This is a genomic window from Spirosoma radiotolerans, from assembly GCF_000974425.1.
In the GTDB taxonomy this organism is placed as follows: domain Bacteria; phylum Bacteroidota; class Bacteroidia; order Cytophagales; family Spirosomataceae; genus Spirosoma; species Spirosoma radiotolerans.
The window spans coordinates 1,657,267-1,672,965 of sequence record NZ_CP010429.1 but is presented as its reverse complement, the minus strand read 5'-3'; the positions used below and the strand labels follow the sequence as shown (position 1 = coordinate 1,672,965).

12 protein-coding genes are annotated in these 15,699 nt (G+C 50.0%); 5 read left to right on the top strand and 7 right to left on the bottom strand.

Features of this window, described 5'->3' with window-relative positions; genetic code table 11:
- The first annotated feature begins 34 nt into the window (after window positions 1-34).
- Window positions 35-1,345: an NAD(P)/FAD-dependent oxidoreductase gene (locus tag SD10_RS06505; protein ID WP_046376212.1), complete on the top strand. Its 1,311-nt coding sequence runs from the start codon at window positions 35-37 to the stop codon at window positions 1,343-1,345.
- A gap of 58 nt (window positions 1,346-1,403) precedes the next feature.
- Here SD10_RS06505 and SD10_RS06500 read toward each other — a convergent pair whose 3' ends face one another.
- Complete coding sequence (locus tag SD10_RS06500; protein ID WP_046376211.1) at window positions 1,404-3,044, bottom strand: carboxylesterase/lipase family protein; 1,641 nt, start codon at window positions 3,042-3,044, stop codon at window positions 1,404-1,406.
- A 163-nt stretch (window positions 3,045-3,207) separates the two neighbouring features.
- Between SD10_RS06500 and SD10_RS06495 the strand changes: the two genes are divergently transcribed.
- Both SD10_RS06495 and SD10_RS06490 read left to right on the top strand, forming a co-directional pair.
- Window positions 3,208-3,945 carry an NUDIX hydrolase gene (locus SD10_RS06495; protein WP_046376210.1) on the top strand — a complete coding sequence of 246 codons (738 nt, stop codon included), beginning with the start codon at window positions 3,208-3,210 and terminating at the stop codon, window positions 3,943-3,945.
- 54 nt (window positions 3,946-3,999) lie between these two features.
- Window positions 4,000-4,827 carry a hypothetical protein gene (locus SD10_RS06490; protein ID WP_046376209.1) on the top strand — a complete coding sequence of 276 codons (828 nt, stop codon included), beginning with the start codon at window positions 4,000-4,002 and terminating at the stop codon, window positions 4,825-4,827.
- A gap of 142 nt (window positions 4,828-4,969) precedes the next feature.
- On the opposite strand, the gene SD10_RS06485 is transcribed toward SD10_RS06490, so the two are convergent.
- Together SD10_RS06485 and SD10_RS06480 are read right to left on the bottom strand one after the other, a co-directional pair.
- The gene (locus SD10_RS06485) at window positions 4,970-8,119 is read right to left on the bottom strand and encodes an Ig-like domain-containing protein (RefSeq protein WP_158500545.1); all 3,150 of its coding nucleotides are present in this window, start codon (window positions 8,117-8,119) and stop codon (window positions 4,970-4,972) included.
- Window positions 8,120-8,298: 179 nt separating this feature from the next.
- A complete protein-coding gene (locus tag SD10_RS06480; protein WP_046376208.1) occupies window positions 8,299-9,240 on the bottom strand; it encodes a hydrogen peroxide-inducible genes activator in 942 nt (313 codons plus the stop codon).
- A 212-nt stretch (window positions 9,241-9,452) separates the two neighbouring features.
- Between SD10_RS06480 and hemH the strand changes: the two genes are divergently transcribed.
- Window positions 9,453-10,514, top strand: a complete 1,062-nt coding sequence (gene hemH / locus SD10_RS06475) for a ferrochelatase (RefSeq protein ID WP_046376207.1) — start codon at window positions 9,453-9,455, stop codon at window positions 10,512-10,514.
- Window positions 10,515-10,756: 242 nt separating this feature from the next.
- Here hemH and SD10_RS06470 read toward each other — a convergent pair whose 3' ends face one another.
- From SD10_RS06470 to SD10_RS06455, 4 genes are all read right to left on the bottom strand, one after another.
- Entirely contained in the window at window positions 10,757-11,755 is a 999-nt protein-coding gene (locus SD10_RS06470; protein ID WP_046376206.1) for a c-type cytochrome, read from the bottom strand.
- 164 nt (window positions 11,756-11,919) lie between these two features.
- Window positions 11,920-12,507 (bottom strand): carboxymuconolactone decarboxylase family protein, encoded by a 588-nt coding sequence (locus SD10_RS06465; protein ID WP_046376205.1) that lies wholly within the window; start codon window positions 12,505-12,507, stop codon window positions 11,920-11,922.
- 99 nt (window positions 12,508-12,606) lie between these two features.
- Entirely contained in the window at window positions 12,607-13,161 is a 555-nt protein-coding gene (locus SD10_RS06460; protein WP_046376204.1) for a peroxiredoxin, read from the bottom strand.
- A gap of 309 nt (window positions 13,162-13,470) precedes the next feature.
- On the bottom strand, window positions 13,471-14,553 hold the full coding sequence (locus tag SD10_RS06455; RefSeq protein WP_179945489.1) for a hypothetical protein: 1,083 nt from the start codon (window positions 14,551-14,553) through the stop codon (window positions 13,471-13,473).
- A gap of 204 nt (window positions 14,554-14,757) precedes the next feature.
- Between SD10_RS06455 and SD10_RS06450 the strand changes: the two genes are divergently transcribed.
- A complete protein-coding gene (locus SD10_RS06450; protein WP_046376202.1) occupies window positions 14,758-15,696 on the top strand; it encodes an OmpA family protein in 939 nt (312 codons plus the stop codon).
- Window positions 15,697-15,699: the final 3 nt, after the last annotated feature.

Sequence of the window (15,699 nt, the reverse complement as noted above, 5' to 3'; positions counted from 1 at the left end):
TTTGGGCTTTATTCTCAGACCTAAGCCTTTTAGTATGCCTACAGATTCGTTCAGTCAGCAGAGCGGACAAGTTGATGCACCTGTCATTATTATTGGGGCTGGTATGGCCGGGCTGACCTGCGCTGTTTACCTTAAACAAGCCGGTATCCGTGCGCTTGTGCTCGAAGCCGCCGACGGTGTTGGTGGGCGGGTACGTACAGATGTAGTTGATGGGTTTCGGCTCGACCGGGGCTTTCAGATTTTCTTAACTGCCTACCCCGAGGCCAACCGGTTGCTGAATTATTCAGCCCTCGACCTGCGCTCGTTTCGGTCAGGAGCGCTTATTCACCAGCAAGCCGAGCCTACGTGGATGAACCTGCTGAATCCGGTTCAGGAGCCACTTGCGGTTTTCCAGACGCTAGTGTCGCCCGTGGGTACGTTTGGTGATAAGCTGCGTGTTGTGGAGCTCCTGCGCCGAACACAGGAACTTCCCCTATACGAATTGTTCCAACAACCCTCAACCACCACGCTGGCGCTCCTGCACGAGATAGGTTTCTCGGATCAGATGATCGAGCGGTTCTTCCGGCCGTTTTTCGGGGGCGTATTTCTGGAAGATGCCCTGACGACATCGAGCAATTTCTTTGAGTTCTGCTTTCGAATGTTCTTTCTGGGGGATGCCGCCATTCCCGCGAACGGTATTGAAGCCATTCCGAATCAATTGGCTTCTCGGCTAAACACCGATCAGATTCGGCTGCGGGCAAGCGTCAAACAGGTTTCGGGAAATACCGTTCAGCTCGATTCCGGCGAAACCCTGACTGGCGGCATCGTTGTTCTGGCTGTCGATGCGGCCCAGGCCGCCCGCCTAACAGGCTACCCAATGCCATCTGAACAGGCCTTTAACCATACAACCTGCACTTATTTCGCCGTTCGTTCCGATCAGTTTACGGATGAACAGGCGCATAAAAAACTCTTGTTGCTGAACACCCACCGGAGTTCGGCTGTGCACAATGTGGCCATTCTGAGCGATGTAGCCCCCTCCTATGCCCCAACTGGACAAACGCTGATATCAGTTAGTACGCAGGGTTTGGTTATGTTCGACGAAGCAGAATTAACCCGAAAAATCAGAGCCGAACTGAGTAGCTGGTTTGGCCAGGGCGTCCAGCAATGGCGGCACCTGCGAACGTATCACATTCCACAGGCCCTGCCTGCTTATAACCCGACTCAGGCCGGAAACGACATCCGCCGGCAGTCACTTCAAATAACGGATAACCTGTACCAATGTGGCGACCAGATTACGTATCCGTCGCTCAACGCAGCTATGCAAACGGGCCGGGAGGTAGCCGAACGGATTATCGAGGCTGCTTAAACAAAACGGGGACAGTTTATGATAAACTGTCCCCGTTTTGTTTAAGTAAACCAACTTGCTATTGCTTGGCGTAAAAAGGGTCCAGGAATAGATACCGTGCCCGATTCGTTTCCGTTTCCAGCTTTGGATTCACGTCTATATGCATGAACTGCACACTATTACCGGCGTTTGCGGCTGACCATTTAGGCAAACCAGCGCCATTTGGATTCGCTGTTTTAATGAAGTTCGCAAAGTAGTTCTGCATCAACTCCGACACTTTATAATCTTCCGGTGCCCAGGCATATACCTTGTTACTGGCCAGATTGCCCATGGCATACTCGATTTCAGCCGAGTGAACAGCGCCACGCGAAGGGGCAATTTTAACGGCGTTTGCGTCCGTCGATTTAACAACGCCACCGGCCAGACCCGGTGCCGCATTGCCCATTTCGGGGGTCATGGCCGGACGTGGGCGGGAGTAATAATAGCGATATACCGGTTTGCCACCGCCCGTTTTGATTTGCATATCTGCCCATTTCCAGGTACTGTAGGCCAGAAAACGATCACTGGCCAGGGCAGTAGCCGATTGCAGAACCTCTTCCTGGGTAGAGCCCGGGTAGAGTTTTAATACTTCATCAGCCTTTTCATTATAGAGCTTTTTCACCGCATTGGCGTAGTTCTCAGGGGTTGGTTCCTCCTTTCCCAACACTGCCCGATAGTTCATCTCTTCGGAATTCCAGCCAACCAGCAGCGGCACATGTGCCTGCTCACCAGCCGCGAAAATATCCAACGGAGCTTTTGGAAAGAAATACCCGTCGATGGTAGCCGTAAAGCGAGGAGTCGTGGGTTTCGCTGTTGCTTCGAGCAGTTGTTCGGCGGGAATGGCCCGCAGTTGTGCCAGCGAACTCGCGCCAACAGCCGTCGCAAAGGTTGTACCCGATTCTTCTCCTTTGGCCTGTGGAACCGGTGGTAAGCCACCCAGCAACGAACCGCTTTCACCAATGGCCCCATTAATCAAATTTTTCGATAACGGCGATACCATCAACGCACTCACGGCAATGGACCCCGCCGACTCACCCGCAATGGTTACCCGGTTCGGGTCTCCACCAAAGGCGGCAATGTTCTGTTTAACCCAACGCAGGGCAGCGGCCATATCTAAGTAGGCGTAATTTCCGGAAGAGTGATTGGGCGATTCTTTCGTTAACTCAGGATGAGCAAAAAAGCCAAACACGCCCAGGCGGTAATTGACCGTAAGGGCCACAATGCCCTTCTTGGCCATGCTCTCGCCATCATAGCGAGCCTCAGAGCCGTCGCCAGCCATAAAGCCACCCCCATAAAAGTACACCAGCACGGGGAGCTTTTCCGAAGCCGATTTAGCGGGTGTCCACACGTTCAGGTAAAGGCAATCCTCGCTCATTCCATTCGACCGAAAACCCATATCGCCGAAAATGGCCCGCTGCATGGCCCGAGGGCCAAACTTATCTGCTTTACGGACATCCTGCCAATTTTTAACGGGCTGGGGTTCTTTCCAGCGTAGGTCACCTACGGGCGGCTGAGCAAAAGGAATGCCCTTAAACGCACGAATGCCACTTGGCTCCATAACGCCTTCGACAAGGCCATTGGCCGTTTTGGCCTGCGGAGCCGAGCCTGTCTTAGCTGACTGAGCCATGGTAATATGAGCCAGTTGTGCCGTCAGTAACGACAAAATGATCAGAGTTTTCATGTAATTTGGTTTAGTGTAAGTCTGAGAATGTTCAAACCAACCAGTTAATCGGAAATACTCGTCAACCGGCAAAGCGCTTATTGTCTCAATTTGTGACAATAATAAAAAACTAAATTGAGACCACCCAATTTTTTGTTACTTGCGCATCCTAACCGTCACGTGTATGCCGCACCAATTAACGCCAGAAGAGCAAAGTCCCAATGGAAATGAATTTTTACCGGGTCTGGCGCTGGACTTTGTTGTGTTTGGCTTTCATCAGAATCAGCTAAAAATTCTTCTGCTCGAATACCAAAATACGAACCTGTTTGCCTTACCCGGCGGCTTTATTCGGCGCGACGAAAATCTGAACGATGCCGCCCGTCGGGTGCTCGCCGAACGAACGAGTTTAACGGATATCTACTTGGAGCAGTTTTATATTTTTGGCGATCTGGCCCGGCATGACAAAGCTACTTTACGGGCCATTATGGAAGCCAAAGGCCTGGCCCCTGCCGATGACCATTGGCTGCTGGCCCGATTTGTTTCGGTAGGCTATTATGCGCTCATTGATTTTACGAAGGCGATACCCATTCCGGATTCTCTCTCCGATACGTGTGACTGGTATGAGTTAACGGCCCTGCCCTCGCTTATGCTGGACCATGAAGCGATTGTTCAGAAAGCCCTGGATACCTTACGGGCTGACCTCGACCGGAAACTGGTGGGTTTTAACCGATGGGCGGCTCCCCTCCTGGCCGAAACCTTTACAATGGCTGATCTGCAACGTCTTTACGAAACAATCCTGGGCCAAAAATTACGCCGGTCGAGTTTCCAGCGTAAAATACTTAGCCTAGACATCGTTGAACGACTTGACAAAAAATACAGCGGTGGCGCTCACAAGGCGCCCTTCCTGTACCGGTTTATATAAGAACACAGGCTGGCATCGCTTACTCAGCAGCCAGCCTGTTTTATTGCTTTTTTCATGCGTGGAAACGTATTTGTTCGTTATGGTTTACTCCTGTTGGTAGCGCTGCCGATCAGCTTTCTGGTGCTTTATCCGCAAGTATTCTGGTGCTTGACCGTGCGTTCATCGGCCGACTTTCGGTCGTTCACCAGTGGATCCAACAGCCTGAATGTACATCGTGCGGCTACGGCAAAACAGCTACGGCAATTCCGCCAGCATACGCAGGCCGCCTTCGACCGAATTCGGCGGTTTTGGGGTGATCGGCGTGGCCAGGCTATTCTCATTTATTGCCCCGTACAAAGCGACTACGAACGATATTGCGCCGGGGGCGAAGGGGCCGGTTGCAGTGTAGGCACTCCCTGGGGCACCTCCTATCTGATTCTGGGGCCGGAAGGTAACAGTACCGACGTAATTGCTCATGAGCTATGCCACGATGAGCTGTTTACACGAATAGGCTGGTGGCGCGTCAAACGGCAGATTCCGCAGTGGTTCAACGAAGGACTTGCGTTGATGGTCGACTATCGATTCAGCAATCCGGCGGTTTGGGAACAACCCGATAGCACAGACCAAGCTCCATCGTTTTCTGAAGAAAATACGACGTTGCCCTTTCCGCAACGCCCATTATTGACCCTGACCGAACTGGAAACGACCCGCGATTTTTTCGGGGGCGATTATACCCACACCATGCTGGCTTACCAAACAGCCGCCGACGAGGTGGCCCGCTGGCTGGCCGTAGTTGGCCGGGAGGGTGTACCGGCCTTAACGGACGCAATCAATGCTGGTCAGGAGTTTAGTGAAACGTATCGACAATTGGAACGGAACAAACGGGAAGGTATTGATAAATAGAAAAAGGTGCCAAACGATACGTTGTGCAGGCCGTGTTCTCCCTGGCCCCTGTTCCCCGTGGGTCGTGAGGACACGACCCACCTATGCGGATGGTTACGCCCAGGCTATAAACTAGCCGAAAGAAGGATAAAATCCCGCTCGATCAAAATTTAATAATTCGTTTGGAGGCCGTTCGGTCGCCAACTTTTATACGCAGAACGTACGTCCCAACCGGATAGTGATCCAGCGTGAGCGACGACACGGCCTGCCGGGTTTGCTGGCGGCTAATGAGTTGTCCTGTTAAGTCCGTTATTTCCACCAGCGCGGGTTCTGTGATCGACAATCCGTTGATTTGTACGGTCAATGTGGTTGATGCAGGTACTGGATAGACCGTCACGTTGCTGGCCAGCGACTGATCATCAACACCCAGTAACGGAATCAGGTTGACAACAGCCAATTGCCGTAGTATTGTGCCTTCCCCACATCCGTTACTGGCACTAGTCAGCAGATACGAGGTCGTTTTGACCGGTCTAGCTTCAAAAACGTACGGATTGCTACTCGTCGACACCGTTTTGGGGTTGCCTACGCCAGTAGCCGTACTGTCATGGTACGAAAATTTCCAGGGGCCATCACCACTAAAAGCAACCGACAATGTAGCGGGCTGTCCTTCGTAAATAGTCTGATTACCGGTTAAGGTTGCCGTGGGTCGTGCCTGAATGGTTAATCGTGTGGGGCTAATGCTTCCTTTGATTGGGATTTTTGGATTCGTTGCTGTCACCCGTATCCAGTATGCTCCTCCCGGCGTATTGCTCGGAATGGTACCAATCAGTTTGCCGTCTGCAGCCAAACTACTCGGTATATCAACGAAATTAATTTTTGCCGTATCGGTTTCAACGGAGGCAACTTGAAGCCTGAAAATGCTGCCTGGGTTTAACGTTCCTGTCGTTATAAAGTTGGTGGTCAGGCTCGTTCCGGCGCAGAGCGTTGAGGAGGCAATTGCTAAAGTCTCAATGGATGGAATCAGTACGGTAACGGTTGCAGTTGCCTCGGTGCCCGGCAACACAGTTCCGCACTTATTCGCTACCTCCATGACCTGATAGGTGGTTGTATGATCTGGCAAAACCAATAACGTAGTGTCTTTAACACTAGCCCCGGACAATCCATTTGAGAACCTAAAGCGGTAGGGCCCCACACCCGTAAACATCAGTTTGAGAGGCACTTCAATGCCTAAATTAGCGGTCGTCGTTCCAAGAATCGATACGGTTGGTGTCGTTTGCACGAAAACGTGAATGGCTACTTTGGGGCTTTCACAACCATTAGGACTCGTCTGTGTGACATAATACACATCGCCTTCCGCTTTAACGGTTGCATTCGCCGTTGGTGGCGTTGGTGCGGTTGACGTTACGTTGCCATTTGGGTCAATCCACTTCAGATTAGCACCCGCAGCATCAAGTGGTTGCAACGGTGTTCCCTGGCATACCTCGACCGTGGTTTTACTCACCACCGGAGCGGGCGCTGCCTGAACGGTAGCTGTTGCCGTTGCTTTGGGTCCTTCGCAACCATTCACGGTCTGCGTTACCAGAACGGTAAACGAGGCTGCATTGTCCGTATTGATAAGGGGGGCAGACGCGAGTTTGAGGCCATCCGGGGTGTACCAGGTTAGCCCTTCCCCCACAGCCGACAGCCGTTCGGGGGTTGCAAACTGGCACAGATTCTTTGGCGTTATACCCGGCGCGGTCGGCAGGGCATTTACGGTTGTCGACAAAGCAGCCCGTGGTCCTTCACATCCGTCAAGGGTTTGGCTGACATAGTACGTAACCTGGGTGGCCTGATCTGTGGCCAATGTGGGAGCTGTGGCGGAACCCGATCCGTCCGTCGGGCTGGTGTACCAACGTAAATTTTCCCCGGTGGCGGATAATGTTTTGGCTGGCTCATTCTGGCAAACCGAAAGCGCAGTAGTTCCGGGGAGGGCGGGTGCCGGCTTGATAACCACCTTTATCTCAACCCGTTCGCTCTCGCAGTCATTTAATCTTTGCGCTACATAATACGTGAACGTACCAACTGTTGCCGTTGATGGCTGCGAAGCTATTGTTGAACTGGTGCCGCCCGTTGCTACCGTGCCGTACCAAACCAGCGACCCACCGGCATCCGTTGCGGTAGCACTCAGCGGACTAGCCGTTTGAGACTGGCACAGCGTAAGAGAACTGGCTGCGACTACGGGTTTAGCTGGCCGCGCCTTTACATTTATAACTAAATAAGTATCAGAATTCGGATGGTTAGTACAATAGTTATCGGGATTATTGGAGATTGAGTATAGACGAAAAATACGCTTGCCAATACTATCTGTCTTTATGCTTGTCGAATTCTTATCACATATGCGAACCTGGTCACCCGTGTTAATGGCCCTACTTTGTGTAACCTCACAAAAACCACTATAAAATCCAGGCTCAGCCTTAACGGGCAAATCATTGAAGTTTAGGCTATTTCCGCCCTGACATACATCTATCAACCCTGCGGATACGATTCCACCCACACCAGCAACAGATGTTTTTTCCATGGTCATTACGGTAGGGCCACCTTTCGCTCGTGCCAGCGTCGTGAATTGAAAAGCTACTTTTTCGCTTGCGCACTCCTCAATACTCTGCGTTACAAAATAGGTTTTACTCCCCGGCTCGTTCTTTAGCAGGTATGTAGATGTGTATGTTCTTGACGAAGCATTTATATCACCGTATTGAGAAAGAGTAAAAATAATTTTTGCACCATCAGCCCCATAAAAATCAACTGTACTGGCTGGAATTAAACTGCTTACGCCTACGATTGAGTAAGATGAATTTGTATTTGTATTCGACAGCGAAGGTATAAACTGACAATCACTCGGCGGATTTGGAATTGTTGGCGGAGCGGGTTTGGCTTTCACCGTCAAAACGCTTATGCTGGGCGTTCCAACCACATCCGGGTTTCTCGATACGATCCGAATTCGGTAATTATTTCCGGCCGGTGTACTGGCTGGAATCGTTGCCCGACAGGTAAATTCATAGCGCCCTGACGACGCAATCAGCGCCGATGGTATTTCCCTATAAGTCCCTCCTCCATCTGATAACTCGACCGTAAACGAAATGCCGCCTGCACTTTTAACCCCTTTTACCTCAATATCAGCCCCTGCGCAAACCGAGGTGACCGCCAGGGGTTGAGTGTCCAGTTGCTGCGCCAGCACCCGGCCAGATCCGAGTAGAAACGCCAGGCATGAGCCACCGATAAACAGCCATTGGCAAAGTCGTGTACAGCGGCTAGCGTCGTATAGAGATGGAATCATACGCATAAGTACAGATTATTGGCCATCAAGTAACTACAATATATGGTAATTTCTACTCATACCAGCGTTTAAAGTTATCGATTGACATAGAATGTACCCTAAAGTCAGTTTTCCGGATCATGAACCAGGCTTTTACAGCTTAGTCTCTACCCTTGGTTTGGGCGAGTCCCAGACCGTGATTAGCGCACTTTCATCACGGTTCCGCGCCGGGTTGTATTCATTAGTTCGGCGGGTAGATGGGCCAGGATTTCCTGCCGGAAAGCGTTGATAAGCTGCCGTTTTAAAAAACTTCGGTGCATCACTAAACTCACCTCCCGCACGGGTGCTGGCGCGTCGAACGGTCGAAGCCTCGCCCGCCGTGCAGCCTCCATGTCCAGAGTGGCCAGATACGGAAGCAGCGTAAAACCGTCCTGTTTGTCGATCAGCTTGATCAGTGTTTCCAGCGAGCCTGTTTCGTACCGCAGGGTTGTTTTCCCGTTTGCATGCCGGTCGGCACCGCATAGATTCATTACCTGCGTTCGAAAACAATGGCCTTCCGTCAACAACCACAACCCATCCGACAGCAGATCGGCAGACGAAACGGTTGCTTTACTTAACATCGGATTTGCGTCGGCCGCATAGGCTACGAAAGGTTCCTGAAACAACGGCATTTCGGTAATGCCATTTTCCTCCAGTGGCGTTACGACCAGGCCCACGTCAATGAGCCCATTGCGCAATTTTTCAACCACTTGTTCGGTCACCAGTTCCTGAACATGCACCGATACAGAGGGGTACTTACCCACAAATTCACCAATGAAATAAGGTAACAGATAGGGGGCTAGTGTAGGAATAATACCAATTCTGAAATCACCCCGAAAGTCTTCTTTGGACTCACTCACAATTTCAGGAATACGCCGGGCCGCCCGGAGTACATCTCTGGCCTGCGCTAAAATGGCCTGTCCGGTTTCGGTGGGAACAACGGGTTGTTTCGAGCGGTCAAATACCAGAATCCCTAGCTCATCTTCCAGCTTTTGAATCTGCATACTCAGTGTAGGCTGGGTAACATGGCAAGCATCGGCAGCCGTTGCAAAATGCCGATAGGTGTCAACAGCCACGATATAATCAAGTTGAGAAAGAGTCATACGGAAGTTGAAATTGACAAGGTGGTGAAAGAAACCCTTCTTTCTTGCCGCTTGCTTATCAATAAAATTGATGCAAATCTAGATCAGATAGAACGAAACAAGTCTATCCTTGTCGTATTTTTGTGGCAGGATAGCTACCCAACCGGGCTGAATGCAGACGGGCGACGAAAACGGCCTGCAACTTACTGGTTATCATTACTGTTTCCCTTACCATGGACGTTTCTGTTTTTCAACCACCCGTTACCGCTCGAAAATCGTATGGTAAAACGGGCGTTTTGATTGTCAATCTGGGCACACCCGATAGCCCATCCGTACCAGATGTACGAAAATACTTACGCGAGTTTTTGATGGATGCCCGGGTGATCGACATACCCGCCGTTCCCCGTTCAGTGCTCGTAAACGGTATCATTGCTCCTTTTCGCGCGCCCAAATCGGCTAAGATCTACAAGCAGCTCTGGACAGAAACCGGTTCGCCCCTTAAATATTACGGACAGGTCGTTGAACGCGAATTGCAACTCGCGCTAGGCGATGAATACCTGGTCAGGTTGGCCATGCGCTACCAGAGCCCCAGTATTAACGCCGGTTTGGAAGAGTTCCAGAAACTGGGACTGACCGACATTATCGTGGTGCCGTTTTTTCCGCAGTATGCTTCAGCGTCTACGGGTTCGGTCTACGAGAAGGTAATGGATATTGTGAAAAACTGGCAGGTAATTCCTAGCATCCGGTTTATTAATCGATTCCTGGAGCATCCGAAATTTATTGAAGGATTCGCTCAGATTGGCCGTAAATACATGGCCGCCTATGACTACGACCATTTTCTGTTCAGCTACCACGGACTACCCGAACGACAAATTCGAAAAGGTGACGTCACAAAAAGCGTCTGTCAGTTTGGTGAGTGCTGCGGTTCGCTTCAGCCTTTAAATCAGCATTGTTATCGGGCACAATGTTTTGAGACAACACGCCTATTGGTCAAGGCACTCAATATTCCTGAAGGTAAATACACAACCTGTTTTCAGTCTCGTTTGGGCAGCGATCCCTGGATTAAGCCTTACACCGACGACATTATTAAGGAATTGCCAGGCAAAGGCATTAAGAGCGTTCTGGCTTTCTCGCCCGCTTTCGTTGCCGATTGCCTGGAAACAACGATTGAGGTAGGCGTTGAATACAAGGAATTATTTGAGCAGGCAGGTGGGCAGCACTGGCAATTGGTGGAGAGCCTGAACGACAGCCCAATCTGGATCGAAACGCTGGTCGACTTAGTCAAAACGGTGTAGATCAGACGATTCGTTTACGAACGCATTAGACAAACAAAAGCCCGCTTCTTCGTAAAGAAGGCGGGCTTTACATTACGGCAGATACAGCACTGAAGAATGTAAGGTACAAATTATCGCAACATGCCTACATACATTGCGGTACATACTCTATAGCAACACAGTAAATCCTTACTTACAATACTGCGCTGTACATTTGTAATCTACTCTTTAACGATAGAATAAGAATATTTGTTTGATCGTATTTATCGATTTGCTACGAATCTGGCCTTCGGCGTAAACCGCTCCACTTTGTTTTCGACGGGTTTCAACGTACGCAGGTAGTCGTACACGGCACCCAAATCCTGTTCGGTCATTCCGCCCAGCATTGTCCAGGGCATAAGTGAATTGAACTCACCCTCCTGCACCGCTGGATGCACTTTAGTCTGATCGGCATAGGCTTTAAAACGAGCGATAAAGGCTTCTTTTGTCCAAGTACCAATACCCGATTTGTCGGGCGTGATATTCATGGAACGCAACGTTCCTGCCGGCATCGGAAATGCGCGTCCACCCGCAAAGTCCATACCGGGCAATGGTTGTCCCTGCCCATCCACAGGCGTATGGCATTCGGCACAGGCCGCAAACGTAGTGATGTATTTTCCATAGGCAACGTGGTCGGTGGTGTCAGGGCGCGTGCCAGCCTGGATTTGGGCAGGAATGGTATTGATGATAAAATTCATCGGGAAGTCCGATTCGGCGGCTGGTATGGCATTAGGAATCGGCTTTAGCGTTCGCAGATAGGCAATAATGTCTTTAATATCAGCCGGATCCATTTTTGCGTAGCTCGTATAAGGCATGACCGGAAACAGGGCATGCCCATCGCGGCTGACGCCGGTTGTTATGGCCCGAAAGATTTCGCCATCCGACCACTTACCGAGGTAATAAGGAGTCAGGTTGGCAGCATAATAATTACCGGGAAACCCCATCTCCCGCAAAAACCCTTCTCCTCCTTTGCCTTCTGTGCCAGGCACCATAGGCCCGGCCAGTTTTGAGAAATCGCGGGTTGAATGACAGTCCATGCACGAAGCAACATGATGCGCCAGATAGCGGCCATGATCAATTTGAGCCGCCGTAGCACGAATAGTTAAAGCCGGAGCAGGATCGACATTGGGTAAAGCAAACTTAACGTAGGCTAAACCCATAGCAACCAGTAAAATGAGCGCAGCCAGTACGCTGAGAACAATTGTTCCGATTCGTTTTTTCATTCCAGTGAAAGAGGTGTTTAGCCGCAAGATTATACGAAATGACAACAGCTTTTACTGAACTATGTGTAAACGGTCCTTTATTAAGTAAAAGGCATAAAAAAGCCCACGGACCTCTTCGAGCGGAAGAACCCATGGGCTTTCGTTAACCTCTCCGGCTTTAACGACTAAAGCAACGTGATGAGTCCTTTAATAACGGACGCTAAGCGGATAGCATCGAAAATTCGTGGCTCACTGGAACCATGTTTCAGTACGCTCTCTTCGTGCGACCGAACGCAAAGTTCGCAGCCATTGACCGCCGAGACGGCCAGACTCATCAGTTCGAAAAACTCTTTACCCAGCACCGGATTCATCATGATGCTCATACGAATACCGGGCTGTGTTTGCTGGTAATAATCCTTACCCATGAAGTGCCGGAACCGATAGAATACATTGTTCGTGCTGAGCAATGAGGTACAGGCGATTGTTTCGGCCAGTTCGGCATCGGTTACTCCCTCCTGGCGGGCAGCCACCGTCAGCGAATCAACCAAGGGCGGATATTTTTCGTTGACCGCTACTGACATAGCCAAAAGTAGCGCTTCTTTCTTGGTCAACATCTGGCTGTTGTTCAGGACGTTACCGACATTGATTTTGAGGTCACGCAGGTAGCGGCTGTCAGCCTGGGCCAGTGCGTCCAGTGCGGGATGATCGCCGGTTGCATCCAGTCCTACCAGATTCAGCAACGATAGAACCGTTTCGTTTTGTGTGATTGTCATACGTAAAGAGTGAAAGAATGAATGAGCGAAAGAGTGAATAGACAAATGGGCGTGCACACTCCGGTTGCAAAACCACTCTTTCACTCATTCGCTCTTTGGTTAGGCCGTTAACGTTTCTTCCCCTTTCACCCAGTTGCAAGGGCAAAGTTCGTCGGTTTGCAACGCGTCGAGCACGCGGATAACTTCATTCACGTTCCGTCCAACCGACAGATCGTTTACGGACACCCAGCGAACAATACCCTGTGGATCAACGATGTAAGTTACCCGGTAAGCAACTTTCTCGTTTGCTTCCAGAATACCCAGCTCTTCGGCCAACGATTTGGATGTGTCTGCCAGCATCGGGAATTTCAGGCCACGCAGATCGTCGTGGTTCTTGCGCCAGGCCAGGTGAACAAATTCACTGTCGGTGGAAGCACCGATAACCATCGTATCGCGATCCTGAAAATCTTCGAATTTCTTGTTGAATTCGGCGATTTCGGTTGGGCAAACGAAAGTAAAATCTTTAGGCCACCAAAACATTACCAGCCATTGACCAGCATTTTTGTGATCGTCGGACGAGATTTCGTAAAATTCTTTGTCTCTATCGAGCGAGACAACGGCTAGTTTTTTGAAATCAGGGAAGGTCGACCCGACAGAGATAATATGATTTTTCATGGAATCTATTGAGGTTGTATAGCAAATACTATCTTGATTGAGCGCAAATTACGGCAGCAATACGCAAACGCGTTATGACTTTTATCAATGAGCTCATAGATAAAAACTATCAAAAATCAGCAATCACAGTGATTTTCAACCTACTAAAACGACGCTTCGTTGGGAATCAGCCTTTATCTTCTTTAAAGAATAATCTTATTCATTAAATGCGTCCAAATTATAACTTTACCGCGATGAGGACTGGGCATAAAAAAGCCCGATAAACAAACTAGTTTATCGGGCTGTCCTTTTAACTCGGCTAACTACTGCTCAGGCCGCCATCTGTAAATAGGGCTCCTGATCGGTTTGAGGCCCTTCCAGCATTGGCACAATGACTGTGTTCATACGTTCCCGCACAAAGCTCTCCTGCAAATAGGAAGGTAACTTGGCTACCAATTGCCGATAGGCCTGAATGCCAAGTGCCTTGGCAATGTAGGCTTCATGTACGGAATTGACGTGAGCAACGATACTCACCAGGCTCTGGTGAAACAGCTTAACATCGATCTCAGAGTCCACAAAGCGCTCAATCTCCCGGTTGGTGGATGAGATTCGTAAACGGCTCAGCATATCGAAGTACGTCGTGTAGCCAATTTGCTTAGCCAATTGCTTGTATTGTTCTACACTGAATTTTTGCAGAATCTCACCCGTTTTAGGGCTACGAAGCGCCGTTTTCGGATTTGTCTGAATGGCATTCCGCAATGCTTTTACACGTTGATCGCGGGTCGTTTTCAGAAACTGCGCTAGTTCGGCCTGTGCCGAGGCCGCTCTTGAAGGCAACAACAAGTCTGTTTTCGACGCGACACTGAATCGTTTCGACATGGGCAGCCGCTGAATCCGGTAGCTATTTATTGGACCAAGAGCGTAATAGCCAATGGAAGCCGGATAATAACCCCGCACCACGGCATTGCCAATCCGCTTGCGAATCAGTTCTTCGTTGCTAACATTAATACCCTGCACGGCCAAAAAGGCCCGGGCGCTAAACAAGGCGCTGTAATAAGCTTGTGGAAATGTCCAGTGTAAAGAGCTTTGCAGGTACTGCTCGTCGTTGACAACCGGGGTGATCCGTAATGCATATTCAGCGCTCCAGCTATTTAATAATAATTTCTCCAGGGCCTTGCGGCTCTCGTCCGTTACCTGTCCATAAAACTGTTGAAAGACAGGAAACTTCGCGATGTCAAAAAGGTCGTTCTGATGATGGATATGGTAGTCCATCGCAAAGAAATGGTTCAGAAACACCTGCGCCGGAATGGATTTCCGCCAGTTGTCGTCGAGCGGCAAATTGCCCGCCGAAGTCGGTGCAAGGGGTGCCTGAGCGTCCTGGGAATGCATCGTCACGTTGGTTATCTGTGTCATAATTTATTAACGAAAAAGGTGCGTTGAGCGTTCATTTCATAGCAACTTTTTGCTATATATATCTTTCTGATTATCAGTTATTTACAGTCAATTTTCGGACACACTTTTTACCCTCAAAATCAGCCAGCACTATGTGTAAGCGATAGGGTTAAGTTTGCGTATTTAGACGTACTTTTGAGCCACGTTTCAACGTTGTTTTAAAACATGAAGTGGACAAAATACATAGTGATTGGTGGGTGCCTGACGCTCATCAATATCCCATCAGTTACCGTTTGGGGACAGTCTCAAAAACAGACTGTACCAAAAGATGGCAAGGCTCTGGTAGAAGGAATATTTTGGGATGCACAAACGAAACAACCCATTTCTGGTGTCAACATACAAGCGAAGACGGAGGATGGTGTCGTACGCGCCCAGCAGACCTCGAACGCTGAAGGAATATACCAGATCAAACTCGATCCAAGGCAATCGTATGTGATGACCGCCAAGGCAAATGGCTATGCTCCACTTGATGAGCAAATCACCTTCACATCGCCTACAGTCGACTACCTGAATAAAAAAAGAGTACCGACTCTCCTGTATCGGGTCAATGCAACAAAACCGGTCAGTACGGCCACAGCCAGTTCATCGACATCGGCCACAACGGCTCCTTCCTCACCAACCACCACAACGGCATCGGTAGCCCGACAATCGACGGCTGGCAGCACTCCTGCCCCTACTTCCGACAACCAACGGGTAGTACCCCCCAAAACGCTCGACGCGAAGGTGGTGTATACGCCCCCACTTGTAGTGGCGGCCGTCGGTAAAACGACGCAATTGCGGGCGCTTCAGTTTGTGCAAAGTAAAACCGAACTCCTGCCCGATGCTCAGCCAGCGTTGGAGCAGCTTTTACAATTCATGCAGAGCCAGCCTACGGCAGAAATCGAACTATCGGGACATACCGATAATCAGGGGGATTTTGATCAGAATCTGGCGTTGTCGAAGCAGCGGGTGGATGTCATAAAGGCTTATCTGGTCAGCAATGGCATTGCAGCTAATCGCATCACAACCCGTGGTTATGGCCCCACACGCCCCATTGCCAGCAACAATTCGGAGGCCACCCGCCAACTGAACCGCCGGGTAGAAATGATTGTGCTGAAGCAGTAAACC

Coding starts and splice junctions, on each gene's coding strand:
- SD10_RS06505 (WP_046376212.1), top strand. CDS start 35: ATGCCTACAGATTCGTTCAGTCAGCAGAGCGGACAAGTTGATGCACCT.
- SD10_RS06500 (WP_046376211.1), bottom strand. CDS start 3,044: ATGAAAACTCTGATCATTTTGTCGTTACTGACGGCACAACTGGCTCAT.
- SD10_RS06495 (WP_046376210.1), top strand. CDS start 3,208: ATGCCGCACCAATTAACGCCAGAAGAGCAAAGTCCCAATGGAAATGAA.
- SD10_RS06490 (WP_046376209.1), top strand. CDS start 4,000: ATGCGTGGAAACGTATTTGTTCGTTATGGTTTACTCCTGTTGGTAGCG.
- SD10_RS06485 (WP_158500545.1), bottom strand. CDS start 8,119: ATGATTCCATCTCTATACGACGCTAGCCGCTGTACACGACTTTGCCAA.
- SD10_RS06480 (WP_046376208.1), bottom strand. CDS start 9,240: ATGACTCTTTCTCAACTTGATTATATCGTGGCTGTTGACACCTATCGG.
- hemH (WP_046376207.1), top strand. CDS start 9,453: ATGGACGTTTCTGTTTTTCAACCACCCGTTACCGCTCGAAAATCGTAT.
- SD10_RS06470 (WP_046376206.1), bottom strand. CDS start 11,755: ATGAAAAAACGAATCGGAACAATTGTTCTCAGCGTACTGGCTGCGCTC.
- SD10_RS06465 (WP_046376205.1), bottom strand. CDS start 12,507: ATGACAATCACACAAAACGAAACGGTTCTATCGTTGCTGAATCTGGTA.
- SD10_RS06460 (WP_046376204.1), bottom strand. CDS start 13,161: ATGAAAAATCATATTATCTCTGTCGGGTCGACCTTCCCTGATTTCAAA.
- SD10_RS06455 (WP_179945489.1), bottom strand. CDS start 14,553: ATGACACAGATAACCAACGTGACGATGCATTCCCAGGACGCTCAGGCA.
- SD10_RS06450 (WP_046376202.1), top strand. CDS start 14,758: ATGAAGTGGACAAAATACATAGTGATTGGTGGGTGCCTGACGCTCATC.